Below are 25,754 nucleotides of genomic sequence, written 5' to 3'. Positions count from 1 at the left end.
TATTACCTACTATTACCTAAGGAATGGAGAGAACATGCATGGAGCAGTATTTACAATTAGATGAATGGTCCATTATCGAAGAAGGCTTTCATCCTAATCACCATGAGTTATCTGAAAGTATTTTCAGCATTGGAAACGGATACATGGGGCAACGTGCTAATTTTGAAGAAAGGTACAGTGGCTGCTCCTTACAAGGAAGCTATATGGCAGGTGTCTATTATCCTGATAAAACGAGAGTGGGCTGGTGGAAAAACGGCTATCCTGAATATTTCGCAAAGGTACTTAATAGCACCAATTGGATTGGGATTGATGTCAACATTGACGATCACCCGCTTGACTTAGCTACCTGCAAAATTCTTTCCTTTAGGCGAGAGTTAAATATGAAGGCGGGTTATCTTTTAAGGGAATGCATTGTTGAGTTGCCTAATTTTAAACAGGTTAAAGTTGTATCCACACGTTTTGTTAGCTTAAAGAGACGCCAAATTGGGGCGATTAAGTACCAAATCACACCTTTGAACTTCTCTGGAAAGCTAGCTTTAACCTCTTATCTAGATGGTGATGTCTCCAATAAGGATGCCAACTACGATGAAAAATTTTGGGTAGAGGTAAATAAACAGGCTACTGCTGACTGTAGCTATTTAACCGTTAAAACTAAAAAACTTGATTTCCATCTTACATCAGCGATGCATACAAAGTTATTTCATAATGATGCTCAGCTTGAATTACCTTTACTTACAGGGCTGATTGAAAGGGATAAATATGTAGGTGTGAGCTCTGAATTTATTACGCAACAAAGGGAAACGGTCACACTGTATAAATACGTAGCTAACGTGACCTCAAGAGATTATGATCCGTCACAGCTCATTAATCAAGCGATGCATTTCCTGGATGAAGCTAGCCATATTGGCTTCGAAGCATTACTTGAGGAGCAACAGCAAGCATGGGGTGCGCACTGGAAGGAATGTGATATCGTTATTGCAGGGGATTTAGCTGCTCAGCAAGCTATTCGCTTTAATATTTTCCAATTGTATCAGACTTATACTGGCGAGGATAACCGCCTTAATATTGGCCCTAAAGGCTTTACAGGGGAGAAATACGGCGGAAGCACCTATTGGGATACTGAAGCTTATTGTCTTCCCTTCTATTTAAGCACAGCAGATGAGCCTATTGCTCGGAACTTACTTATTTATCGTCATCATCACTTGGAAAAAGCAAAAGAAAATGCACGCAAGCTTGGATTCAGTAAGGGTGCACTTTATCCGATGGTGACAATGAATGGTGAGGAATGCCATAATGAATGGGAAATTACATTTGAAGAAATACATCGTAACGGCGCAATTGCTTACGCCATTTATAATTATGTGAATTATACAGGGGATGAGGCCTATTTATTTGAATATGGATTAGACGTACTGATTGAAATTTCGCGTTTCTGGGAAGAGCGTGTTCAATTTTCTAAGGTGAAACAGCAATATGTCATGTTAGGGGTTACAGGGCCAAATGAATACGAAAATAACGTAAATAATAACTGGTACACCAATCGTATAGCAACATGGACATTGGAATATACATTACGGTCATTAGAAGCGTTACGTCTATCCCATACAGCCAACTATAACCTACTTGTAAACAAACTGGCCTTACAACAAGAAGAGCTTACACAATGGCAGCATATTATTGATCACATGTATTTCCCAGTGGATGAGGAGCAAGGTATATTTTTGCAGCAGGATGGATTTCTAGATAAAGAAATCGTCCCTGTGAAGGCGCTATCTCCTGCCCATCTGCCTATCAATCAGCATTGGTCATGGGATCGTATTCTTCGCTCTTGTTATATTAAGCAAGCGGATGTCTTGCAAGGGTTATATTTTTTAGGTCATTTATATGATATTGAAACAAAAAAACGAAATTTTGATTTCTATGAACCAATTACAGTTCACGAATCGTCCTTATCCCCTTGTGTTCACAACATTTTAGCTTGTGAATTAGGATATATCGACAAAGCCTATGAAATGTATTTACGTACCTCGAGGTTGGATTTAGACAACTATAATAACGATACAGAGGATGGTTGTCACATTACGAGTATGGCAGGCACTTGGATGTCAATTACACAAGGGTTTGGTGGAATGAAGGTACGACAGGATATGCTGTGTCTTGCTCCGATTATTCCACATTCATGGACTGCATTTTCCTTTAAAATCATGTTTCGTCATGCTAGATTGCAGGTTCATGTGTCCCAAGAAAAGGTCACCATCACTCATGAGGCTGGACCAGAGATTACAATACGACTCTACGAAGAGGTGCACACGCTTGCTCCTCAACAAGTAATAGAAAAACCAAAAGTATTTTAGTTCAAAAGTATTTTAATTAAAGAAAAATCCGAACTATTACGGAGTTTCAATTACAATTCCTTAAACTAGTTCGGATTTAGCTTTTACCCAAAAGCAAGCACAACCATGCCAATCCCATCAAGGTGAAGCTTATTATTTCTCAACTCCACTACATGCTCGCTCCCATAACGGATTTTCCATGCTCCATACCCTAAATGAGGCAACTCTACAGTTATCGGCGTCCTATTGGCATTGTAGATCACATAAAGATGAAGATCCCAATCTCCGCCAGCATGATTGCGGAGTGTATAAGCGACACTCCGAGATGGCGCCATTTCAAAAAATAAATGGTTTCGTATTTCCTCAGACGTACGCAAACGAAAGGCTGGATGAGATTTACGTAGAGAAATTAGACTTTGCATGTAAGCCACATCATCACCAAACTGAGCACAACGTTGCCAATCAAGTGCATTTAACTCAGCAGGGCTATTATAGCTGTTGTCCACACCTTGCTTTGTTCTCATAAACTCCTGACCTGCATGAAGGAAAGGAATGCCTTGGCTTGTTAAAAGGATAGCCGAAGCTAAGCGATGTAGCTTGCGATAATCTGCTTCACTTGCATTCGGACAACTCACGACTAGTTTATCCCATAACGTTAAATTGTCATGGCATTCTACATAATTGACGGTTTGATCAGGCTCGGATGCAAAACCAGACAGTTGCTTGTTATACTTTATACCGCCAACAATACCACTTTTAATCGAAGCTTCAAGTCCTTCCTCACCATGAATAAACCCTTTGCTTGATACATCAAAATTACTGCCCTTGATCGCATCTCTAAATAAATCACTAAACTGCCCAATCCGTGGCAATAAGCTGCTATTACGCTGTGCAGCACGCTTATTTTCAGGTAACACCGTGGGCAAATTCCAGCCTTCACCAAGCATTATAATCGATGGGTCTATTTCATCTAACCTTCTACGGATTTCATTCATCGTTGCGATATCCAATAAGCCCATCAGGTCAAAACGGAAACCATCCATATGGTATTCCTTAGCCCAATACAGGACAGAGTCCACGATAAATTTAGACATCATAGGCATTTCGGAAGCGCATTCATTTCCACAAAATGAACCATTAGATAAGCTACCATCTGGCAAATGTCTAAAATAATAATCTGGAGCTAGCTTGTTGAAGCTGCTTTTAGCGACATCAAATATATGATTGTAAACCACATCCATAATGACAGAAATCCCCTTACTATGAAGCTTATGAATCATAAGCTTCAGCTCGCGAATCCGAGCATCTGGACCATAAGGATTTGTTGAATAAGATCCTTCAGGCGCATTATAGTTCTTAGGGTCATATCCCCAGTTGTAGTGAGGCTGCTCCAGCTTCGTTTCGTCAACACTTTCTGTAGCATAATCAAAAATAGGCAATAGCTGCACATGCGTAACTCCTAATGCCTTAATATAATCAAGTCCTGTCTTTATACCATAAGGTCCCTTTGTACCTGGTTGTGCTAATGCAGTATACTTTCCTCTCGGAGACATACCAGAATGGGGATTATAAGAAGCATCCCTAATGTGCAGCTCATAAATAACAGCATCTACAGGCTTAAATGATGAATCCCGTTTTAATCTTTTCCAGCCCATTGGATTTGTGTCCTCTAACTCAACAATCGCTCCTCGATCCCCATTCACCCCTACGGCTACCGCATACGGATCAACAGCTTCATGACATTGCTCACCTATCCAAACCTTGTAAGTGTAAAAGTAATTACGGAGGTTTTGATTAATGTAACAGACAAATGTACCTGCCTGATCTCTGTGCATCATATAGCTTTCACCTGAAACTGAAGACCAATCCAAGTACAAGACAACCTCTGCTTTCGAAGCGGTGGGTGCCCACACCCTAAAAAATGATCCTTCTGGATGATAGGTTACTCCTAAGTCATCTCCATCATAAACATCATAAACAAACTGCTCGGCAAGATTACCATCATGTATACTAACATCGGTTCCCCTTTGTAGTGACAATTGGCTCACCCCAATCCTAATGAGATTCATCTTCCCTATAGCTTGCTCCAAAAACATAAAGGCTAGTTCTAATTCATAATATGAAATCTTACCCTACTGGCGTTACGGCATTATGGCTAAAAAAACTTAGCAATATAGCGAGAAAATTGTCAAATTTTGTTTCTCAAATGTCATTAAATTAGGTATAATGAAATCATATTGTGCTAAAGTTAAACGGAGGTCTCCCATGCACTGTTATCATTGTTCTGAATTTTATGAAGCAAATGCTCCAGCATGTCCAATGTGTGGAAAAGAAAGGGACATTTCAAAAAATGAAAGCGCTAACTTGAATTTATTCTTGAACCATGAGCTTGGGTTATTTGTAGGTACAAATACAAATTTTTATATGAAAAATTGTACAAAATCTCGTTATTGGAATTGGTCTGCGTTTTTATTTGGTGGCTATTGGTTAATCTATCGAGGGATGTACGCGTATTTAATTGTTTATTTGTCCTTACTTCTAGCCTATTTATGTTCTGCTACCCTTTACATTTGGCATAGTATTGATCCTTTTTTTGTCATTTCACAACTAACAGTTGTCTTTTTACTATTAAGAGCGATGTTTGCCTGTTTGGCCAATCATATTTATTTATGCTTTGCTACACGCAAAATCCAAAGGCTACATCAAAAATACCCCGATGATGTTCAATCACGTAATATACGAATTATGCTGGCAGGTCGAACGAACTTATATTTCCCAATTGCCATATCGATGTTACCGCTAATTCTAATCCTCTTTCTAATCATTTATTACGTAATTAACATGAATCATCAACCAACTCAAAATATAAAGGTATTAAGCTATTGCTACAATTTTTTCCGTTACTTGGTCACACAGCATCTTACATAACAAAACTGTAGCAAAAATATTCATAATTATTAGATTAAACACGTAAAGTTGATATAGTATAAATTTTTATAATGTTAGACGTGCAAAACAAATCATTTATGAACGATATCCCCCTTTTATGGCATTCGCATTCATTAGCGGTATCCGCTATAATGATTATAAGTTTTTATCAAATTATTCATAATAGAGGAGTAGATGTTTATAATGCAAGGTGACAGGTTTTTGACATTAAATTTGGGTTTAGTTGTATTGCTTATTGCTGCAACAGCATTTTTTGTGGCCGTAGAGTTTGCGATTGTCCGCGTACGGAGTAGTAGAGTTGATCAGTTAATTGCGGAAGGACGCAAAAATGCATTAGCAGTAAAGCAAGTAACATCAAATTTAGATGGCTATTTATCAGCCTGCCAGTTGGGTATTACAATAACAGCTTTAGGACTAGGATGGTTAGGTGAACCAACCATAGAAGCTTTATTAGGACCTATCTTCCACCAATTACAGGTACCTACAGCGATTACTGGGGTTTTATCCTTTATTATTGCGTTCGTTATTATTACGTATCTTCACGTTGTTGTTGGTGAGTTAGCACCAAAGACTATTGCAATCCGTAAAGCAGAAGAAGTCGCGATGTTAACTGCAAAACCACTTATTTTATTTACTAAAGTAATGAAGCCATTTATTTGGACACTTAACGGTTCTGCGAATCAGCTTGTTAAATTGGTAGGGATTAAACCTGCTTCCGAGCATGAGGAAGCCCATTCCGAAGAAGAGCTTCAAATTATTATTAACGAAAGCTTTGAAAGTGGAAAAATTAATCAAAGTGAATTCGGCTATGTAAACCGTATTTTTGCCTTTGACAACATGCTTGCTAAGGAAATTATGGTGCCACGTACCGATATGATCTGCTTATATACAGATAAAACACGCGAGGAAAACTTATCTATCATTACTGAACAGCAGTATACTCGTTTCCCTGTTGTTTCAGGTAACAAGGATAATATCATCGGTGTTATTAATACAAAGCAATTTTTCTTAGCCTATGAGGGTAATCCTAATTTAGAAATCTCCTCGATCCTTCGCCCAGTCATGGCGGTTTCAGAGGTGATGCCTGTCAATGAGCTTCTGAAAAAGATGCAATTGGAAGGTAGCCACATGGCGATTCTGATTGATGAATATGGTGGCACATCTGGTCTTGTTACAATTGAAGATATCCTTGAAGAGATCGTTGGCGAAATTCGTGATGAATTCGACACGGAAGAGGAGCAACCGATTCAGCAGCTAAGTGATCACCACTTAATCGTAGATGGAAAAGTTGCCATTAATCAAATTAATGATACGTTGTTAACGAACCTAGACTCCGCTGAGGTAGACACGATTGGCGGATGGTTATATGGGATGCATCCTGAGATGGAAGAAGGGGAAACGCTAGAGCATGATGGTGTAATATTTACTTTACTTGATAAGGAGCCACATCGCTTTAGACGGTTAGAAATTGTAAAACAAGAAGCTACAGCAGAAGCGGTTGAAGCTGAATAATAATTACCACAGAAAGGGCATTCCAATTAGTCAGTAATAACTGACCTTGGAGTGCCCTTTTCATGAAGCTATATTTTAAATAAATTAACTGCCTTCTGTAGCTCCTGTGCCAAGGAAGATAGCTGACCAATGGATACGGAAATTTGCTCCATCGCAGCACTTTGCTGTTCAGCTGATGCCGCTACTTCCTCGGATGCTGCCGCTTGCTCCTGTGTCACTCCAGAAATTTGCTGAACTGAGGTGGATATACTCTGATAGGATCCCTCGACAACGACCAAGGAATGTAACAGTTGCTCCGTTTGGCTAGTAAACTGCTCAATCCCCCTAAAAATATCCTGAAAATTATCGTAAGTAATACTCATTAATTTCTGCCCTTCTTCAATCGCACGACTTCCTTCATTTATGCTTTCAATTACGGATAAGCTATTTTGCTGTGTACCCGCAACTAATCCTGTTATTGATGCTGCGGCAGAAGCAGACTGCTCTGCTAACTTACGAACTTCACCAGCAACAACTGCGAACCCTTTGCCTTGCTCTCCAACTCTTGCTGCTTCAATGGATGCATTTAAAGCAAGTAAATTGGTTTGTTCAGCAATTCCTGTAATTATACTAATAACCTCACCAATTTCAACGGAGCGTTGCTGTAATTCAGCTGCAATTCCCTCTGAGCTTTGCATAACCTGCTCGACCTTATTAATCTGCTCCAAGGTTTGCTCAACAATATTTTGTCCTTCAGATGCCTTATGACTTACTTGCTTCGCAATAATTTGCATATCGTTAACCTCTACACCTACACCTGACAATTGTTTTTCAATCTCTAGCACAGAGATGGAGCTTGCTCCAATAGATTGCACTACCTCATTTATTCCTTCTGCCATACTGTTCATAGACACAGCAACCTGCTCAGCACTTGCACTAGATTCTTCAACCACCTGAAGAAGTTGCTCACTTGTACCTGCAACCTCATTAGAAGACTTTGAGATATGACCAATAAGCTGTTTCATATTTGTACTCATCACTTGGAAGGCCTGCGATAATTTGGACACTTCATCGCTTCCCTTCACATGAATTTCCTGAGTCAGATCACCTTCTGCAAATGCTTGTGTTACCTTCATCAAATCTTTTATTGGTCTGGAAATAAGTCTGCCTTGCAAAAACGCCATTATCAAGCCCACAATAATAACAGAGATTATGACAATTATACTATAGAAGGTTACACTTTTTAGTGTATTAGGTATAACCCCTGCATCTAAGTCGATTCCTACAATCCCTGCAACTTGACCTTGTTGATTCTTCATCGGGACAAAAATGGACTGATAATACCCATCATCATCACTATAAATGTCACTTAAGATGGTTTTATTACTAGTAATAGCCTCTTTCATCTCTGCAGTTAGTTCATATTCTTTATTAAAATCATCGGGAGTGTCAGAATATACTAAAAATCGTTCCTTTCCTCCCTCATTTGTTAAAATAAATACGTTTTTCACTTCATATTCCTTTTTGAATTGATCAAATAACGCCCTCGTCTGCTTGTAAGTTTGACTGTCTGCGCTTTGTATGTTTAATATTTTGACTCCCATAACTTCCATCTTATCGTTTAAGGATTGCATATTAACAGATAGACGAGTAGTTAATTCACTACTCAATTTTTCACTTAACGTAGTGTAGGTATAATACAATAAACCTGAAAAACAGATTGCAGTCATAAAAATTGTAAGTATACTTCCCCACATAATTTTTGAGGCTATTTTACCTATGAATAAATTTTTTATATTTAAATTTTTAATTTCCATATTGTCTAGCTCCTCACTTTAATAAAATATAAACCAAATTTATAGTACACAAAAAAACCCTAATTAAAAGCTAGTATTAAGGCTGAACATTTTTCGTTTTATATCATACGGATATGGATTATTAATGATTTCACCGTTTTATGTATGGCTTTATATCTGACAGAATCAATAATTTCATCCATCAGACATAAGTAGCTAGCCATCCATAAATTAAAACGGTGTTACAGTTAACCCATATTCCATACCTAATTACAGGTTTATAACTTAAACACGTTAACCGCCTTTTGTAATTCCTGTGCTAATGAGGAGAGCTGATCAATTGCTGCTGAGATTTCCTCCATCGCTGCACTTTGCTCTTCAGAAGAGGCTGCAACCTCCTCTGATGCAGCTGCCTGCTCCTGCGTAATACCAGAAATCTGCTGCACAGATGTGGATATACTTTGATAAGATCCCTCTACTAATACTAAAGAATGTAAGAGCTGCTCTGTACGATTGGTAAACTCTTCAATCCCTTTGAAAATCCCTTGGAAGTTTTCATAAGTAGTATTCATTAGAAGTTGACCTTCAACAATCGCACGACTACCTTCATTAATACTTTCAATAACAAGGTTGCTATTATGTTGTGTGCCAGCAACTAAGCCCGTAATTGATGCAGCTGCGGAAGCAGATTGCTCTGCAAGCTTACGCACCTCTCCCGCCACAACTGCAAACCCTTTCCCTTGCTCGCCAACTCTTGCAGCTTCAATCGAAGCATTTAAAGCAAGCAAATTCGTCTGCTCTGCAATTCCTGTAATGATTCCAATTACTTCTCCAATTTTGATGGAGTTTTGTTGCAATTGTCCTGCAATCTGTTCTGAGTTTTGCATAACCTCTTCAACTTTATTTATTTGCTCTAAGGTTTGCTCAACGATATCTTGTCCTTCTGAGGATCTCTTGCTCACTCTTCTAGCAATGAGCTGCATGTCGTTAACCTCAGTAGCTACACCTGATAACTGCTTTTCAATTTCAACCACAGATGTTGTACTATTACCAATTGATTCTACTACTTCATTAATTCCCTCCGTCATATTGTTCATTGATTCAGCAACCTGCTGAGCACTTGCACTTGACTCTTCAATTACTTGTTGTAGCTGTTGGCTTGTACCTGCCACTTCATTCGAAGAGGTTGATATGTGTCCAATAAGCTGTTTCATATTTGTACTCATCACTTTGAACGATTGAGATAATTTTGCAATCTCATCATTACCTGTGACCTCAATAGACTGAGACATATCTCCATCCGCAAATTGCTGTGTAACGTGCATTAAGTTTTTAATTGGCTTCGCAATTAACCGTCCAAGTAAGAAAGCTAGCAATAAACCAATTCCAAACAATATTACTGAGATCACTACAGTATACCAAGTTACACTGGAAATCGTATTAGGGATTACCGCTGCATCAAGGTCAATACCTAACAGACCTTCAACATCACCTTTACTATTTTTTAACGGTACAAAAATGGATTGATGAATCCCATATTCGTCTTCATAAATTTTGCTCAAGGTTTGTTGCTTGGTTTCAAGCATTCTTTTCATATCGTCTGAGAAGGTGTAATCCATATTAAAGTCATCTGGTGTATCTGACAATGCGATAATCCGCTCTTTTCCACCCTGATTAGACAAAATAAACACATTTTGCAAATCATATTCTTGCTTTAGTTTATCCATTAAAGCTCTTGCTTCTTTATAGGTTGGACTATCAGCGTTAGGGATTTCAAGTAAGTTACCCTTTACCCCCTCTAATTGTGTGGATACGGTATGGATATTACCTTTTAAGCGCGTTTCTAATTCATCACTTAGTTTTCCACTTAATGTAGATGTAGTAAAAATCAATAAACCGATAAAACATGCAACAGTGATGACAATCGTTAATGCGCTTCCCATCATAATTTTAGAGGATACACTACCAAATAAATGTTTTTTTATTTTTTCCATCATGTTGTTTTCATCTCCTAGGTTGATCATAGCTACATAACTAGATAGGCTTATTTCACAGTACTAACAAATTGCTCATATACTTCTGTAATACATGCCTTTAAATAGTCTACAACCTCAGTAACAAGCTCTGGCTTGGTATGTGGTGAAATGACAAAAAACTTACTAACATACAATGGGATACTTTGATCCTCTAAGGTGTTTACGATTAAATGCTTTTTTGTATCCCCAAAAAACATTTGGTCTCTTTGCTCGCCTAGCTTTTCAAAAAGACGCTCATTTAACAGGTTTGTTTGTTCAATATCACGAATAGAACAAGTGCCTTTAACTTCATCTTGGAATCTTGGTGCCTGTGGCGGATAAATCCGAAAGACAGTGGAAATAGCATAATTATCTGGATTTACAATATCTACTTCTGGAATTTTAGCTACCAATTGCTTACGGAATTCATAGCTTACCTCTAAAAATTGAGCAAATAATCGCTGATAACCTTCAATTCCAAAGGCTAGTAATGCGCTATACATGCTAATCGAACTAGCCATACGTGTGCATTCTAATGTATAGCCGGTATGATAATCTCCATAACCACGATGTCCCACATAAGGTGTCTCGTCCTCACCAAGCTCTAGCAGTCCAAAATCGTTTGCATTTTTCACTAGGAATAAACTAGACACATACGGTGTTTGTCCTAGCTTTTGGAAATCAAAGCACATGGAATCTGCTAGATGTAAATGTCTCATTTTTACTTGTAGCTTAGCGACCATGTCAAGCACACCCGCACTAAATCCAAGCTCGTTTTTACTCAAATTATAGTCATTAAATACGGCGAAAAAGCCACCTAATGCGGAATCTGCATGAATATGCGGACAAGCTAAACCAGCTTGCTCAGTCACCTTCTGAGCAACTTGACGAATAAGAGAAACATCATCAATTCCAATTGCATCTGTCGTTCCTGTAGTGGCTACTATGTATACTGGAATTCCACCACTAGCTATAACCTGATTCATTTTACGTTCTAGATCTTCTGTGTCCATCGAGCTGTCTGATAACGTCTTAACTTTAACAAGATGATTGCTACCAATTCCTGTTGCTTCTACTGATTTGAACAAGCTATAGTGTGCTGCCTCCGAGCAAAAGACATATAAATTTCCTGGAACACCATGCTGTGGTGCTTGTGGATCATGTTTAGCAATCGCGATTCTTAATCCAGAAAATACAGCACCTTGTCCTCCCCACGTCGTATAACCACCACTTTGTTCAGCATCATAGCCGACCAGCTTTGACATCATTGCTGTCACCCTAACCTCTGCTTCAGCACCAGCAGGTCCATACACATCCCACAAATTGTTCCCGTTTACTAACATCGCAGTCAGCATTCCCATCATGCCTGGCATCGAAGCCATCGGTAAAATGTTCGAAAAGAAATATTTAGTATGATATGGATGACCATGCAATAGCTTTAATAGTTCTGTGTTCACCTCCTCCATTGCTGCTCCTACTTGGGGTATGTAGCTTTCTTTGGTTAGCTCTCCATAAAAATTGCCGTCTCGCTTCTTATCCCCCTTTAAATTAACTCCATCAGGATTTTTTAATTCGTCTACACCTGTAATAAGCTGTTCTATTAGTTTCATCATTTCTTCCCGTTTTTGATTGTTACCATCTTCACTTGGAAACCAGTCTCTTACATCGGGCTTATTTGATGTTTGCATGTTTAAAAACTCCTTATTTTAGATTGGATTCATAGATGTCTTGGATAGATATACCCTCTCCTAAATGCTGTATCTAGTTACAAAATAGTAGATATATCCTCCTAGATTATAAAATATATTCTTATATATTACAGTTATTTTAAGGGTGAATTCCAATAAATTGTAATTGATGAATAGGTCTTTTTTGCCATTTTCACTTCTTAGGACCTGACTAATATACATATCTTTTTTACCATATCATTTTCTAAGAAGGTTCTTCGAACCCTTACATGACAAGTAAGTTTTTATAAAAACAAAAGAACATTCCTTAAAATCATTTGTAATTTTCATCATATTTCAAGTAATTATTTTCATTACAAAAAAAAGTAAGAATTTTCAGTGAATTTTCTTCATTCACTCATTTTGATCACAATAAAGGAGCATCTTTTTTGTAAAAATGCTCCTTTAGATCAATATTATTTCTAGTTGTTCTAACTGTATTTTAGTCTTGTTTTTTCAACTCAAATTGCTGATTCAACTTTTTCTGTAACTGAGTTAATGAATCTAGATCAAGAGCAGATAAATACACGTCTGCCATCCGATCCTTTATTTCCTTCGCCTCACCTAAATAAGCAATGGATTGCTTCATAGAGGTTGCATAACGTTGTTTAATCGGTGCTAACTCCTCTGCAAACCTTTCATCTGTTCCCGGTGTAATCGCCAGAGGATACACATCAATAATTTCATCCTTATCTCTTGCAGGAAAATGCTCATGTGGGGCAGTACTATCAAAAATAGCTAAACTTAATTCAGGGAAAATTAACATATCTAAGCTATTCGGGTCAAAACCACAATGATAAACCTCAGTACTGATGCCACGCTCCTGTGCAATGGAGGCTAGTTTTTTAAATAAAGTAGACTTGCCTGAGCCAGGACGCCCCTTTACGTAGAATCTTTTATCAAGATCATCCGTCAAATTCATCACGTAATCTACAGCTCCAGTATACGTCGCCGCGCCAAGAAAACGATGCACTGTAGTAGGAGAATTTATAATAGAACAATTTTCGGGATTTGTTGACGTTGTCGTGAATGCTTCATTCTGAATTAAATATTTATCTCCCCACACGGTAGCAAGCTCATTCATCACCTCTCGATCAAGGTGCTCAATATAATACTTTTCCCACTCGTCATGAATTCTTAGTGTCTTCAGGAAAGAGGCATAAGCGGTGTCATAAGCTTCGTTGAGTTGCTGCTGTAAGCGTGTTAATGCTTGTGAAGCCTGAGTAATTTTGCCTACATCATAACAATCCTTAACCGGAATAACCTGTATGTCGGCTCCACCTATCGCATTAGGCTCTTGTGGAAAAGCTTCCTCATCAATGAAGCCAATTTTCAGGTTTGGAACGATAATCCCCTCTAGTAATTCACTATTTAAAGGATCATGAATGAGGTGCAAGCTATGTCCTTGGTGTTCAAGGTGCTGCGCTAGTTTTTTTAATATTAATGCTGTTCCCCCTGTATAACCTTGTAATACATAAACTGTACGTAGCCCACGATATGCTGAGTCCACTAAACTATAAAGACCTAGTGCTGTATTCCCTCGAACAAAATAATGCTTATGTGCTGTGTTCATTTGATGCAAGCTCCCTTCAAAAATCAACTTAATTCCTACACCTTACATCCTATGCAACTTATTCATGCTATGTGTTAGCCTATTTTTTTACAATAAAAAGCCCTACAAGCAGCTCTAATCGAAGCACTTGAGGACTATTAAAATTTTCTATAATTTTCAATTCGCAATCATACTAATCCAGGTTGCATAGACACGTCCAAAGGCTCTAATCATTTTAGGTATTAACAATACTAGCACAATGCCCACTCCACCCACGATTAAGGAATGCTCAAATGAAGTCATGGCAGGTAATAAGTACGTAAGGAGTGAGGTATTCCCTTCAAATAAGTCAAATGAAAAATATTGCAGGCTAAAGTAATTTGCAATTGGTGCTAACATCACTGCGATAAAGGTCAAAGGAAACACGAGTGCAAAAGTGAAGTTAATGATACCTACTGGGAGCTGTAGTATGCAATAAAACAGCCCTTGATAGCTTCTACGATCCTGTAGCATGGACCACAATCTGCTAAAACCCTGCCATTTGTAGCTTGTAGCTTGATGATCTTGTTCATTATATGCTCCAGTATATTGTTCATTATATGATTCACTGTATTGTTGATTAGATTGTTCACTATGTACTTGATCTGCAAGTTCATATGAATATGGGTTCAGTTGATTTTGTTGTTTATGTTGAGCCTGTTGATTTTTTTGATTGTGTGGGTGATGTGCATTAGATTCATTGTGTAGCCATTGATTTACTTGTCTCTCTTCTTCTCCTAACAGCCACTGACAAATGCGTAACGTCATATCTAGCAATGGAAATCCAATCCATACAATCATTAACGGTAGGCTGATACATATCCCCGCAATGGCAACGACAAATGCTATAATCCCTCTCGGTAAGGATAACAGCATAATGATCCATGCCTGCAATGCACTTTGTTTTTTCATGGTAAGCCCCTCTTTCCTAATCCTATAAACAGTATAAAAGATGATGCCAAGAACCAGCCCCCCTCTATAGACTGAAAAAATGCTGGACCTTAGTCTAGATTGATGGGTATAACCATTTTCTTTGACTTCCATAATCCAAAGCGTTATTGTCATAATAAAACGACAAATCAACGAATATAACGTCTTGCATGTGATTTTAATATGGCTAAGGAGTAATTATGATTAATCCAGAACAAATCTTAAATCGAATGAATAGGGATCAAAAAATTAATTACGATACTGTATTGCAAAAAATGATTCGCAATTGGAAAGAATCGGAGCAACGCCCAAAAATACTTATTCATAGCTGTTGTGCCCCATGTAGTACATATACGTTAGAATATTTGGTGCAATATGCGGATATCACCATTTATTTTGCCAATTCTAATATACACCCACAAAGTGAATACGAACGTCGTAAAATTGTGCAAAAGGAATTTGTTGAAAACTTTAATACTCGTACAGGTAGTGAAGTTGGTTTTATTGCCGCAGATTATGAGCCACATGTCTTTTTGAAACGGGTCAAAGAGGGACAGCTACAAGATGAGCCTGAAGGTGGCAAACGATGCACCGCCTGCTTCGAGATGCGACTGGAATCCTCTGCACTCAAGGCGCTAGAGCTTAATTTTGATTACTTTGGCAGTGCCATTACATTATCTCCGAAAAAGAACAGTCAACATGTGAACGAAATCGGCTTAGATGTTCAAAAAATATATGATGTCAAATATTTACCTAGTGATTTTAAGAAAAACAATGGCTATAAACGGTCGATTGAAATGTGCAAGGAATACGATATTTTTAGACAATGTTATTGTGGTTGTGTTTTTGCTGCTACTCAGCAAGGAATAGACTTAAAGATGATTCATCAAGAGGCAACCCGCTTTTTAGATCAGTAACTGTATTCAGCAAAACATCAACTGCTCAACTGAATATGAAATAAGCTTTGACGCTAACAGGAAGAAAGGATTTCAAGGATGAACGTTACAATTATAGATATTGCTAGACTAGCTGGCGTAGGAACAAGCACCGTTTCCCGTTTTCTTAATGGGGGTTACGTCAGTGACGTAGCTAGAGAAAAAATTCAAAAAGCAATCAAGGAAACAAACTATAAGCCAAATAATTTTGCACAACATTTGAAAGGAAAGCGTTCCAATCTAATCGGGATCATTGTGCCGAGATTAGATTCTTTTGCGGTGTCAAAAATGTTAAATGGCATCGACGCAACCCTGAAAAAGCATGACATGCAGATGCTTATTCATACATCACAGCAGGCTTTAGATAGAGAAATTGAAAGCTTATATAGTCTTGCCACCCAAAAGGTGGCGGGGATCGTTTTGCTAGCGACCGAAATAACGGAAAAGCACCTAGAGACGCTCCATAAAGTTCAGATCCCTTGCATGTTGATTGGACAACAGCATCCCGATTTCCCTTATGTTATCCAAGACGACTACCATGCAGCCTACACAATGGGACAACATATCGTTGCACAAGGTCATACTCAAATTGCTTACTTTGGCGTATCTGAGATGGACGAAGCGGTAGGTGTTCAACGTAAGAAAGGTTTCATGACGGCGATGCAGGAGCATGGCTTGAATTCAATTTCATTTGTAGAAACAGGCTTTTCAATCGATGATGCAGAGCAAAAAGCTCTAGATTTCTTAACAAATAACAAGCATAACACCCCTTCGATTATAGCCTGTGCTACCGATAATATTGCTTTAGGTGTGATGAAGGCCGCAGGAAGGTTAAGTCTCTCCATTCCAAAGCAGCTATCGATTACAGGTTTTGGTGGATATGACGTGTCTCAAATTGTGCAGCCTCATTTAACAACCATTAAATTCGATTATGAAGCCACTGGCATTCAAGCCGCTACGAATTTAGTAGAATGGATTGAAAAACGGGTCTCAACACCGCAAACCCACACCATGAGCTATGAATTGTTGAGCGCGGAAAGCGTTGACAACAAAAATGGGTGTGCTAAAATATGAACATTATTTAATAAAAACTGCTTTTATTTCAATTATTCAATGTGGTAACGTTACCACATGGTTAAATATACATTATAGAAGTAGTAATAATAACGGTTAGGCTCTGCAATTCACATAAGTCACTAGACATAAGCTTTTGCACACTACGATTGGAGGAAATGATATGTTAGGCTGGTTTAAGAAAAAAGAACAAATTACAGAAATCGAAATTATTTCACCTGTAGCTGGTACTATCGTACCAATAGAGCAAGTACCTGATGAGGCATTTGCAAGTAAAGCAATGGGAGAAGGGTTTGCCATTGAGCCTAGTGAAGGTAAGGTGTTAGCCCCCTTCTCTGGTAAAGTTGCACATATTATGGAGAAAAGTAAGCATGCCATTTTATTGGAGCACTCCACAGGAGTTCAAGTGTTGATTCATGTTGGAATTAACACTGTTGGTTTAAAAGGCGATGGCTTCCAGCCCCATGTAAAGGTTGGAGATCAAGTAAAACAAGGACAGCTCTTATTATCTTTTGATATCGATAAAATTCAACAGGCGGGTTATCCTGTCATTACGCCACTGATTATCCCAGATGGTCAAGACCAAGTTGAGCGTATTACTATTAATATAGAAAACAACACACCGATGCTCACGCCACTTGCAATCGTTCACTTAAAATCATAGATGATTATAAAACTAAGTTAGTAAGTATTAAACCTATAATGTTAGGAGGTTCATTATTGTGACAATCTTAGGTGCAATTGAGGCTGGGGGCACAAAGTTTGTATGCGGGCTTGGGACTGAGGATGGGACACTATTAGATCGCGTTAGCTTTCCCACAACTACACCAGAAGAAACGATGAAGCACGTGCTTCATTATTTTAGTGATAAAACAATTGATGCCATGGGCGTTGGCTCCTTTGGACCAATCGATCCGATTGTAGGTAGTCCAACGTATGGATACATTACGTCAACACCTAAACCACATTGGAGCAACTTTAATCTTATTGGTGCCTTACGCGAGCATTGGGACATTCCAATTGGCTTTGATACGGATGTGAACGGAGCCGCTTTAGGTGAATCGCTGTGGGGCGCTGCCCAGGGCTTGGACAACTGTCTGTACATCACCGTCGGAACTGGAATTGGCGCAGGGGCTATGGTTGGCGGTAAGCTTATTCATGGCTTATCTCATCCTGAGATGGGACATATTCTTGTTCGTAGACATCCCAAGGATACCTTTGAGGGCGCTTGTCCTTATCATCACGATTGCTTAGAAGGCTTAGCCGCAGGCCCCGCCATTGTGAAGCGCTGGCAGGTCGCGCATGGATCTGACTTACCTAACGATCATGAAGCTTGGGAAATGGAGTCTTATTATTTAGCTCAAGCGCTCATGAACTATGTGCTTATTGTGTCTCCGCAAAAAATTGTGATGGGTGGCGGCATAATGAAGCAAACACATCTATTCCCTATGATTTCCATGCAACTAAAAGCACTATTAAAAAATTATATACAGCATCCTAGCTTAAACGTTAACATCGATAATTACATCGTGCCACCTGGATTAGGTGATAATGCTGGGCTATTGGGCGCAATTGCATTGGCTAATCTTGCTGTGCAAGAGAAGTAGAGGAAGCTAGCTTTAACGGCATAGAAAATTTTAGAAGGTTTAAAAAACAGAAAAAAAAGAATCACAAGAAAAATGAGGGCTGGAGCTACAGAATAATATTTTGCCTCCATCCCTCACTTTACTATTTTAAATTAAACGCAATTATTCTATGATCTGATTAATTTTAGCTAAGTACATTCTGCTACCTTGGTTTAACAGTAATTGATTTCTCCTTAGTGATGCGCGAACAAGTTTTTCTCCTGATTCATCTACAAACTGAATACTCTGCTTGCCAACTAGGTTTCCTGGCTTGGCTAGTTTCTTTAAAATATAAGTGCCATGCTTGCTATACCCTGCATCAAACAAAAAATGATCACCATCCGTACAAAATCCAGATGACCCAGAGATATGTGGGTCCATAAATGTAATTTCCGGTTGGTCTATTCCTCCTTGAATATAGCCAAGCTTAAACTCATTGTAATAGTAAAACCAAACCTCATCCTCACTGACAACATTTAGCGCATAGCAGTCATCAATACAGGCTACTTTATTTTCAAACTTCTTGTTACCTTGTTCATCCCAAGCTATAAGCCCACTTGCTCCAATCGGTTCATCCCAACCATAATTTCCATATACCCCCTCGTCAAAGTAACTTGTCCATATCGTTCCTCCTGCTGTCACCTGTACGTCTTGTATACCATCTCCGAGGCAAAATTGAGTAATTATATTTCCATCAAAATCACACACCTTAGCATTATAGTCACAATCTCGATAAGAAGCTTGGTTTTGATATTTTCTAGCTCTTGCGCCAACAAGCAATAGACGATCCTCACCTAAAGGCTGCAGGTAGTGATAATTGAATTTCTCGCCTATTAGAATTACATCCTGAATTTTTAATTGGTTAATAATAAGCATTTTGTAAGTGCGAAATTGATTTAATGATGTCTGAACAAACATGCCTTTTTCCCTTTCAGGAATTTTATCAATCAGCAATATATAAATATATCCATTTTCGCTTAAACTGAACGAGACGATTTCAAAACCTTCCATATATGTAGCAATATCTACGAACGGTTTTAACTTTATTTTTTGAGTCATCAGATTGTTCCTCCTTTAGTTTATCCTGCATGAAAATTAATAAATCATACATGTAAAGGGTATAAATGATTGTTTCCCTAATCCATATTATGGAGGAAGGGGTAAAGGCTGAACATGGCGAAAGTATGACGAGCTCAAATTTTTAGAAAAGGTATCATTAGAAAGATAGATATGAAAATATGAAAAAAAGTCCCCGATCTACTACAAAGAGTAGACACGAAGACTAGGTCGTATCTGAAAATTATTTTATAGCTTTAACTACAGCTTTTCCCATCTACGTTTAAGCTCAAAGGCAATAGACTTAGGTCTACGATCGCGAGTAAAAATCCCTTTTTTGTTTCCATCGATTCTACGAATATTCGCAGCCGTTTCAAAATCCGCAAAATTCCAAAGGTGTTCTCCCACGATATAATCCAATTCATCTAATACCTCAAAATTCCGTCTATAAAAGTCAATTTGGAACTCTTCGGAGTAAGGGGTTCGATATAGTGAATGCAGTCCTGAAATCGTATCTGCCCCAAACTCGGAGAACATAATCGGTTTATTCGGATATTTTTCATGCCACTTTTTCAGCTCATTACGAAGCCCTTCAATCGCCAAATCTAAGTTTCCATGTTGAATATACCAACCATAATAGCGATTTAAGCAGATGACATCTACAAATTCAGTGACTTGATCCAGCTCTGGTGTTGCATTCACAATGTTTGGGATCACTACAGGACGTTTTTGGTGATCTAACCTCTTCGTTAATTCCACTAACGGTCTAAAATATTGTCCCGCTCCCTCTTGATGACTTGCTGGTTCATTGGCAATCGCCCACATCACGACACACGCATGATTTTTATCTCTCTTTACCAATTCTTGAATCACATTTTTGTGATTGTCATGGGTTTGCAACGTTTGCCACGTATTTTTTGAATCCTTATTGATATTTAGGTTTACATCAACATGGAAATTCGTAAATAAACCAACGCCAGGCACTTCATCAATAACAACAATCCCCTCACGGTCAGCTAATATCATTTCCTCTTCTGAATAAGGGTAATGAGAGGTTCTAAAAGAGTTAGCCCCTAACCACTTCATCAGATTTTTATCTAAATTGGTGACAGCGCTATTAAAGCCTTTGCCTAGCACTGGGAAATCCTCGTGTTTACCAAAACCTTTGAAGTAAAATTCCTTATCATTAATGTAAAATTTATTGTTTTCGATCTTTACAGTTCTTACGCCAAACTCTTCTGCATAGGTATCGAGTAAATTACCGTTGACATTATATAAGGAGACCTTCAGTTTATATAAATAAGCTTGTAATGGCTGCCACAAATGAGTACCTAAGATGAGTAAGCTCTCATTTAAACTGTTGGCTTTAGCAACAATTTTATTATTTTCATCTACAATTTCAATCGTCACCTTGTCATATTCACCACTAATAGCTACTTCTGGAGTAACGCTCGTCTCTCCATCTTTATAATCGTAATGGATAATGATGTCATCAATATGAGTGTGATTCGTGGTGTACAGCTTAACAGGACGATGAATCCCACAATAATTGAAGAAATCAAATCGTGGTGTCACATAGGGTTTGCCGTTAATTTCCTGATAAAATCCACACGGTAGTGTACTTTCATCTAATATATTAGACACACATACCTTTAAATTGTTGATGCCTAGTTTTACATGTGAATCTATTTCCACCTCAAAAGGTGTAAATCCACCTATGTGTTCAGCTACCTTTTCTCCGTTAATAAATACAATAGCCTTATGAGTAACGGATGCAAACCGAATTACTTTTCTTTCATTAAAGATGCTAGAAGGCAAAGTTAACTCTGTCTCATACCAAAAGTTCCCCACATGATTACGAATCTCTTCATCAATGACTTGATCATTTAAGGAGGCTGGAACCGCAATCAATATTGTTTCTTGAAGTGGTTTACATGGGTCAATATTTGTCCCCTGTTTTTCAATCTGCACCTTCCAAATTCCTGATAAATCAATTAGCGATCTAGTCTCATTCATTTTTGGATACAACATCATCTTCACCTACTGTGCTAATATTTTTTGTTCCTCAATTACCGCCTCTTTATCAAGCATTTTAAACCATGGATACCATAGGATTGGCGACAACACTAACTGAATAAGCAGCTGCAAAATGATAATAGATACACTGCCTCCAACACTAGCGTGGAATCCAAGTGGTAAGCCAAACACGGCTTGGGCCCCAATCGTTTGAGCAACGAGGCCTATTTTCGTTAATAAGTAAGCGAGACCTAAACAAATAGAGTTGTTAAAAATAAAAGGAATTGCCATTTTAAAGTTCAATACTAACGGTGTCCCAAAAATAACGGGTTCAGTTATCCCAAATAACGCAGGCACGACCGACAATTTACCTAACTCTTTATATCTTTTGCTTTTTCCGACAAATAACATCAAAATGACTAATCCAAGTGCCGTACCGCCCCAACATACAATGTTTACAAAGGCATGCGTAACGATATGTGGCATTTCCTTCCCTGCTTCATATGCCGATAAGTTCTCTACATTTAATGCCATAAGAATAGGTGCTACAACAGGGGTAATTATATTTGTTCCATGAATCCCTAAAAACCATAAAAATTGCTGGAAGGCGATAATTAACATAATGGCCCAAATGGAGCTTCCGATGCCTTGAAGCGGATTTTGAAGCACAGTAAACATAAGCTGATGCATATTACCAAAGGAAGTTAAGCTAAATAAATAAGCAATAATTGCAGATAATGTCCCCAACAAAATCGTCGGAATCAATGATTCAAATGAACGAGAAACCATCGGGGGTACACCTGGTGGCATTTTAATCGTCCATTTTTTCTCTTTAATAAACACATACCCTCTACCTACTAGTAAACCAACGATAATTGCGGAGAACATCCCACTTGTACCTAACCATTTTAAAGGGATCGCAGTGACGTTGGATTCCCCAGAAACAAAGTTACCTAGCGGCGTTAATATTAAAAAGTTCATAATGGCAATTAAACCAACCGTCGTGCTGTCATCGCCAAAATTAAATTTTGAAGCTAGATTTTTAGCAATGAGAAATACGAGATAAATAGAAATCGCACCAATGGTTAAGTTATAAATAGCGCCAAAATAAGGTGCAATCCCGATATTTTCAAAAAAAGTGGCAACTGACTTTATTGGAAACGCCTTCAAAATAACAGCAAATGAACCAAATACCATAATCCCGATCAGAGTCATCATCGAATCTGAAACAGACTTCACATACTTATTTTTACTAAAAGCAGTAACCGCAGATAAAACTTTACTGAATTTTGTTGAAGTATTATTCATGTGTATTCTTCCTCTCAGTTTTTCTTAGCCAGTAATAAGTATCCTTTAGGACTCCGTATTCCTTTCTATCCTTTCTATGTTTAATCTTAAACGCCCCCCATCAGCTCCTATCCTCCGTTGACTACAAAACGAGGTGCAAAAACTTTATAGTTAAATCATATATGTATTTCCCAAGTAAGATATATTCTATATTTTGCCGTTATAAAATGCAGAATACAGGCTATTCAAGTTAATCGCTTACATGTCATGATATACATATGGCCAGCACGTTGTAGTTTACGATACTAGTATCAAATAAATGAGGGAATGAAATGAGGGAACATCGAGTTATTCGTATTTTACTATCTGCACAGTATTCACCTGTAAAAATGACAGAGTTAACCACTCAGTTAGGTTTATCAGAAAGAACCTTGCGAGATGTGATTCGCTCTCTTGAAAAAAGTGGTGTGCGTCATGGCTTTAGCATTAAAGTGATCCGCGGCCAAGGTTACCAGCTAGAAATTGTAGATGAATACAAGTTCAATCAGTATTACAAACAAGGACGATTTAATTCAGAGCTCATTGATCCCGATAATAGGGAGGATCGTCAGCGTTATCTACTATTTTATTTGCTTCAAAATAATAGTTATACCTCTATGGGTAAACTAGCTTCGCAAATGGGGATTAGTAAGTCGACAATTATTTCCGATCTCAAAGAGGTAGAGCAACGGCTAGCCAATTTTTCACTCACCTTAACTCGTCGTGTCTATTATGGTATGCGAATTGAAGGGGATGAACAAAATTATCGGAAAGCGTTTTCGCACTTTGTTCTAAATAACAATAAATTTATTATGCCCTCTGCGCAATATGAACAATTCCGGCATGAGTTTGATACGGAGAGATTACAGGCTTATCTGTTACAGGTGTTAAAAGAAAAGGATTTGAAGATTTCTGATGTATTCCTGAATAACATTGTCACCCATCTATTTATTTTGCTCTATCGGGTAACGAAGCACAATTTTATTGTTTCTGGTCAGGCGATGCCACAAACCCCTGATCCTTTATATCGGGATATTGCTGGGAAAATCGCGGTCTGGATTCATGAATTTTACCAAATATCACTACCAAGTGATGAAATCGATTATTTAGCATTGCATATTTCAGGAAAAACCATTACCGAGCATATTAGTCATGATAAGAAAAAGCAGCTTAGAGAAGGTATCACTTCGATTTTACAGCGACTTGATCAAGAGTTTTTAACTAGTTTTAATGAGGATGAACACCTGAGAGAAGCATTGTTACTGCATATGTTCCCACTGCTTAATCGTCTCTATTATAATTTACAGCTCAGTAATCCAATCGTTGAAGATGTGTACAGTCAATATGCTAATGTGTTTGTCATTTCATTTCGCTTTGCAGAGATTATTGAGGAGGAATACGGCTTTAAGATGTCTAGAGATGAGGCTGGTTATGTTGCTCTTCATTTTGCCACCCATTTAGAACGGATGAAGCAACAAAAGCTGGAGCAATTCAAGCGTATTGCTGTCATCTGCTCCACTGGAGGTGGTAGTGCACACTTAATTAGGCTAAAGCTAGAATCTGTGTTTCCTAATGCCTCTGTCATTACAGCTTCAGAAAATGAAATTACAGAAATTTTGTCCAAGCCGATTGATCTCATCCTAACGACCGTTCCCCTTGAAGAGAATAAGAGTGATAAACCCGTCATTCATATTAAACATTTGTTGGACGATTCAGAATTACATCGGATTAAAGAGATTATTGCGATTCAAATCAATCATAAACAACCTTCTTATAAATTTATCGATTTTAAAGCGCTGTTCAGACCTGAATTGTTCCATCTAAGTGGGCCTGATGATTACGTGGAATTATTGAAAGAACGCTGTGAAGAAATTGTAGCGCATGGATTTGCAGGGGAAGGATTTGTAGAGCAGGTATTAGCACGCGAAGGAAAGTTTACAACGATCTATACAAATGGTGTAGCAGGCCCACACCCCATGCGAATGAGTGCAGTTAAAGATTGTATTAATGTGACCGTATTACAAAAACCAATCGTGTATGAGGGGAAGCAAGTTCAATTTATTTTCATCATTAATCTAAAGGCAGGTCAATTATTTCTCCACAAGGAAATTAGCAAATTACTGCTGTTGATGATGGAAAAAGAGGACATTCGCAAAACATTACTGCAAGTAACCAGCTTTGAGCAGTTCATGAAAGAGATAGAGAACCTACTGTAGGAGTGAAGCCATATGGATTATGAACATATTATTATGCAAATTATCGCAAATAGCGGTGAAGCAAGAAGCAAAAGCTTGAAGGCATCTCGTGTTGCACACGAAGGGGATTTCGAGCAAGCTGCACATTTTTTGAAGGAAGCCAAAGACAACTTAACCGCCGCACATAAAGTACAAACGCAATTAATCCAAGCGGAAGGCCGTGGCGAAAAAACCGACATTTCGATCTTAATGATTCACGCCCAAGACCATTTAATGAACGCTTTAACCGTACGTGAGCTGGTCGTTGAACTTGTGGAGGAAGCTAAAGCTCGTAAGGAATTAGAACAATACGTGAAAGGTTTGGTGAAATAAGATGACAAAGATTTTATTGGCATGTGCAGGTGGATTCTCTACAAGTATGTTGGTAGAACGAATGAAGGAAGCGGCAAAAAATAAGGGCCTAGAAATCGTCATTGATGCAGCCGCAGAAAGTGACATCGAAAGTCAAAAGCCTTTTGACATTATTATGTTAGGTCCTCAAATGGGTCATGCAGAAGGTGAGCTTTCTAAGGCGTATCCAGATATTCCTGTAACCACAATTAACATGATGGACTACGGAATGATGAACGGGGAGAAAGTGCTGGATGCAGCGTTAAAGTTACTTGGTAAGTAAACTATAATGTACAATATATAAA

General features: G+C 38.3%; 19 protein-coding genes. 10 read left to right on the top strand and 9 right to left on the bottom strand.

From position 1 onward, the window contains the following. Positions 1 to 38: 38 nt before the first annotated feature. The gene (locus tag J2Z32_RS13450) at positions 39 to 2,354 is read left to right on the top strand and encodes a glycoside hydrolase family 65 protein (protein ID WP_210089685.1); all 2,316 of its coding nucleotides are present in this window, start codon (positions 39 to 41) and stop codon (positions 2,352 to 2,354) included. An 83-nt stretch (positions 2,355 to 2,437) separates the two neighbouring features. Here the strand turns inward: J2Z32_RS13450 and pulA are convergent, their stop codons facing one another. Next, positions 2,438 to 4,372, bottom strand: a complete 1,935-nt coding sequence (gene pulA / locus J2Z32_RS13445) for a type I pullulanase (RefSeq protein ID WP_210089684.1) — start codon at positions 4,370 to 4,372, stop codon at positions 2,438 to 2,440. Between the two features lie 226 nt (positions 4,373 to 4,598). On the opposite strand from pulA, the gene J2Z32_RS13440 reads away from it, so the two are divergent. Together J2Z32_RS13440 and J2Z32_RS13435 are read left to right on the top strand one after the other, a co-directional pair. After that, positions 4,599 to 5,261: a DUF2628 domain-containing protein gene (locus J2Z32_RS13440; RefSeq protein WP_210089683.1), complete on the top strand. Its 663-nt coding sequence runs from the start codon at positions 4,599 to 4,601 to the stop codon at positions 5,259 to 5,261. A 204-nt stretch (positions 5,262 to 5,465) separates the two neighbouring features. Continuing rightward, entirely contained in the window at positions 5,466 to 6,794 is a 1,329-nt protein-coding gene (locus tag J2Z32_RS13435; protein ID WP_210089682.1) for a hemolysin family protein, read from the top strand. A gap of 68 nt (positions 6,795 to 6,862) precedes the next feature. Here the strand turns inward: J2Z32_RS13435 and J2Z32_RS13430 are convergent, their stop codons facing one another. From J2Z32_RS13430 to J2Z32_RS13410, 5 genes are all read right to left on the bottom strand, one after another. Further along, a complete protein-coding gene (locus J2Z32_RS13430; RefSeq protein ID WP_210089681.1) occupies positions 6,863 to 8,590 on the bottom strand; it encodes a methyl-accepting chemotaxis protein in 1,728 nt (575 codons plus the stop codon). Positions 8,591 to 8,847: 257 nt separating this feature from the next. Next, entirely contained in the window at positions 8,848 to 10,566 is a 1,719-nt protein-coding gene (locus J2Z32_RS13425) for a methyl-accepting chemotaxis protein (RefSeq protein WP_245251448.1), read from the bottom strand. Positions 10,567 to 10,613: 47 nt separating this feature from the next. Further along, a complete protein-coding gene (locus J2Z32_RS13420) occupies positions 10,614 to 12,272 on the bottom strand; it encodes a pyridoxal phosphate-dependent decarboxylase family protein (protein WP_210089680.1) in 1,659 nt (552 codons plus the stop codon). A gap of 481 nt (positions 12,273 to 12,753) precedes the next feature. Next, complete coding sequence (locus J2Z32_RS13415) at positions 12,754 to 13,884, bottom strand: hypothetical protein (RefSeq protein WP_210089679.1); 1,131 nt, start codon at positions 13,882 to 13,884, stop codon at positions 12,754 to 12,756. A 156-nt stretch (positions 13,885 to 14,040) separates the two neighbouring features. Next, entirely contained in the window at positions 14,041 to 14,814 is a 774-nt protein-coding gene (locus tag J2Z32_RS13410; protein WP_210089678.1) for a sensor domain-containing protein, read from the bottom strand. A 218-nt stretch (positions 14,815 to 15,032) separates the two neighbouring features. Between J2Z32_RS13410 and J2Z32_RS13405 the strand changes: the two genes are divergently transcribed. The 4 genes from J2Z32_RS13405 to J2Z32_RS13390 all read left to right on the top strand — a co-directional run bounded on the left by J2Z32_RS13405 (position 15,033) and on the right by J2Z32_RS13390 (position 18,448). Beyond that, positions 15,033 to 15,749, top strand: coding sequence for an epoxyqueuosine reductase QueH (locus J2Z32_RS13405; protein WP_210089677.1), 717 nt, complete (start codon positions 15,033 to 15,035; stop codon positions 15,747 to 15,749). Between the two features lie 78 nt (positions 15,750 to 15,827). Further along, entirely contained in the window at positions 15,828 to 16,841 is a 1,014-nt protein-coding gene (locus J2Z32_RS13400; protein WP_210089676.1) for a LacI family DNA-binding transcriptional regulator, read from the top strand. A 163-nt stretch (positions 16,842 to 17,004) separates the two neighbouring features. After that, on the top strand, positions 17,005 to 17,505 hold the full coding sequence (locus J2Z32_RS13395; RefSeq protein ID WP_210089675.1) for a PTS sugar transporter subunit IIA: 501 nt from the start codon (positions 17,005 to 17,007) through the stop codon (positions 17,503 to 17,505). A 58-nt stretch (positions 17,506 to 17,563) separates the two neighbouring features. Further along, positions 17,564 to 18,448 (top strand): ROK family protein, encoded by an 885-nt coding sequence (locus J2Z32_RS13390; RefSeq protein ID WP_342453961.1) that lies wholly within the window; start codon positions 17,564 to 17,566, stop codon positions 18,446 to 18,448. A gap of 141 nt (positions 18,449 to 18,589) precedes the next feature. On the opposite strand, the gene J2Z32_RS13385 is transcribed toward J2Z32_RS13390, so the two are convergent. From J2Z32_RS13385 to J2Z32_RS13375, 3 genes are all read right to left on the bottom strand, one after another. After that, on the bottom strand, positions 18,590 to 19,525 hold the full coding sequence (locus tag J2Z32_RS13385; RefSeq protein WP_210089674.1) for a hypothetical protein: 936 nt from the start codon (positions 19,523 to 19,525) through the stop codon (positions 18,590 to 18,592). Between the two features lie 258 nt (positions 19,526 to 19,783). Further along, on the bottom strand, positions 19,784 to 21,553 hold the full coding sequence (gene uidA / locus J2Z32_RS13380) for a beta-glucuronidase (protein ID WP_210089673.1): 1,770 nt from the start codon (positions 21,551 to 21,553) through the stop codon (positions 19,784 to 19,786). A gap of 9 nt (positions 21,554 to 21,562) precedes the next feature. After that, positions 21,563 to 22,846 carry a PTS sugar transporter subunit IIC gene (locus J2Z32_RS13375; RefSeq protein ID WP_210089672.1) on the bottom strand — a complete coding sequence of 428 codons (1,284 nt, stop codon included), beginning with the start codon at positions 22,844 to 22,846 and terminating at the stop codon, positions 21,563 to 21,565. Positions 22,847 to 23,157: 311 nt separating this feature from the next. Here J2Z32_RS13375 and J2Z32_RS13370 point away from each other — a divergent pair, with 311 nt between their 5' ends. The 3 genes from J2Z32_RS13370 to J2Z32_RS13360 are packed head-to-tail and all read left to right on the top strand — an operon-like array spanning position 23,158 to position 25,732. Next, complete coding sequence (locus J2Z32_RS13370) at positions 23,158 to 25,080, top strand: BglG family transcription antiterminator (RefSeq protein WP_210089671.1); 1,923 nt, start codon at positions 23,158 to 23,160, stop codon at positions 25,078 to 25,080. A gap of 12 nt (positions 25,081 to 25,092) precedes the next feature. Beyond that, positions 25,093 to 25,431: a PTS sugar transporter subunit IIA gene (locus J2Z32_RS13365; RefSeq protein WP_210089670.1), complete on the top strand. Its 339-nt coding sequence runs from the start codon at positions 25,093 to 25,095 to the stop codon at positions 25,429 to 25,431. A gap of 1 nt (position 25,432) precedes the next feature. Next, positions 25,433 to 25,732 (top strand): PTS sugar transporter subunit IIB, encoded by a 300-nt coding sequence (locus J2Z32_RS13360; RefSeq protein ID WP_210089669.1) that lies wholly within the window; start codon positions 25,433 to 25,435, stop codon positions 25,730 to 25,732. The last annotated feature ends 22 nt before the right edge of the window (positions 25,733 to 25,754 follow it).

It is taken from the genome of Paenibacillus turicensis (assembly GCF_017873435.1).
In the GTDB taxonomy this organism is placed as follows: Bacteria; Bacillota; Bacilli; order Paenibacillales; family Paenibacillaceae; genus Fontibacillus; species Fontibacillus turicensis.
This window is presented reverse-complemented; position numbering and strand designations above follow the sequence as displayed.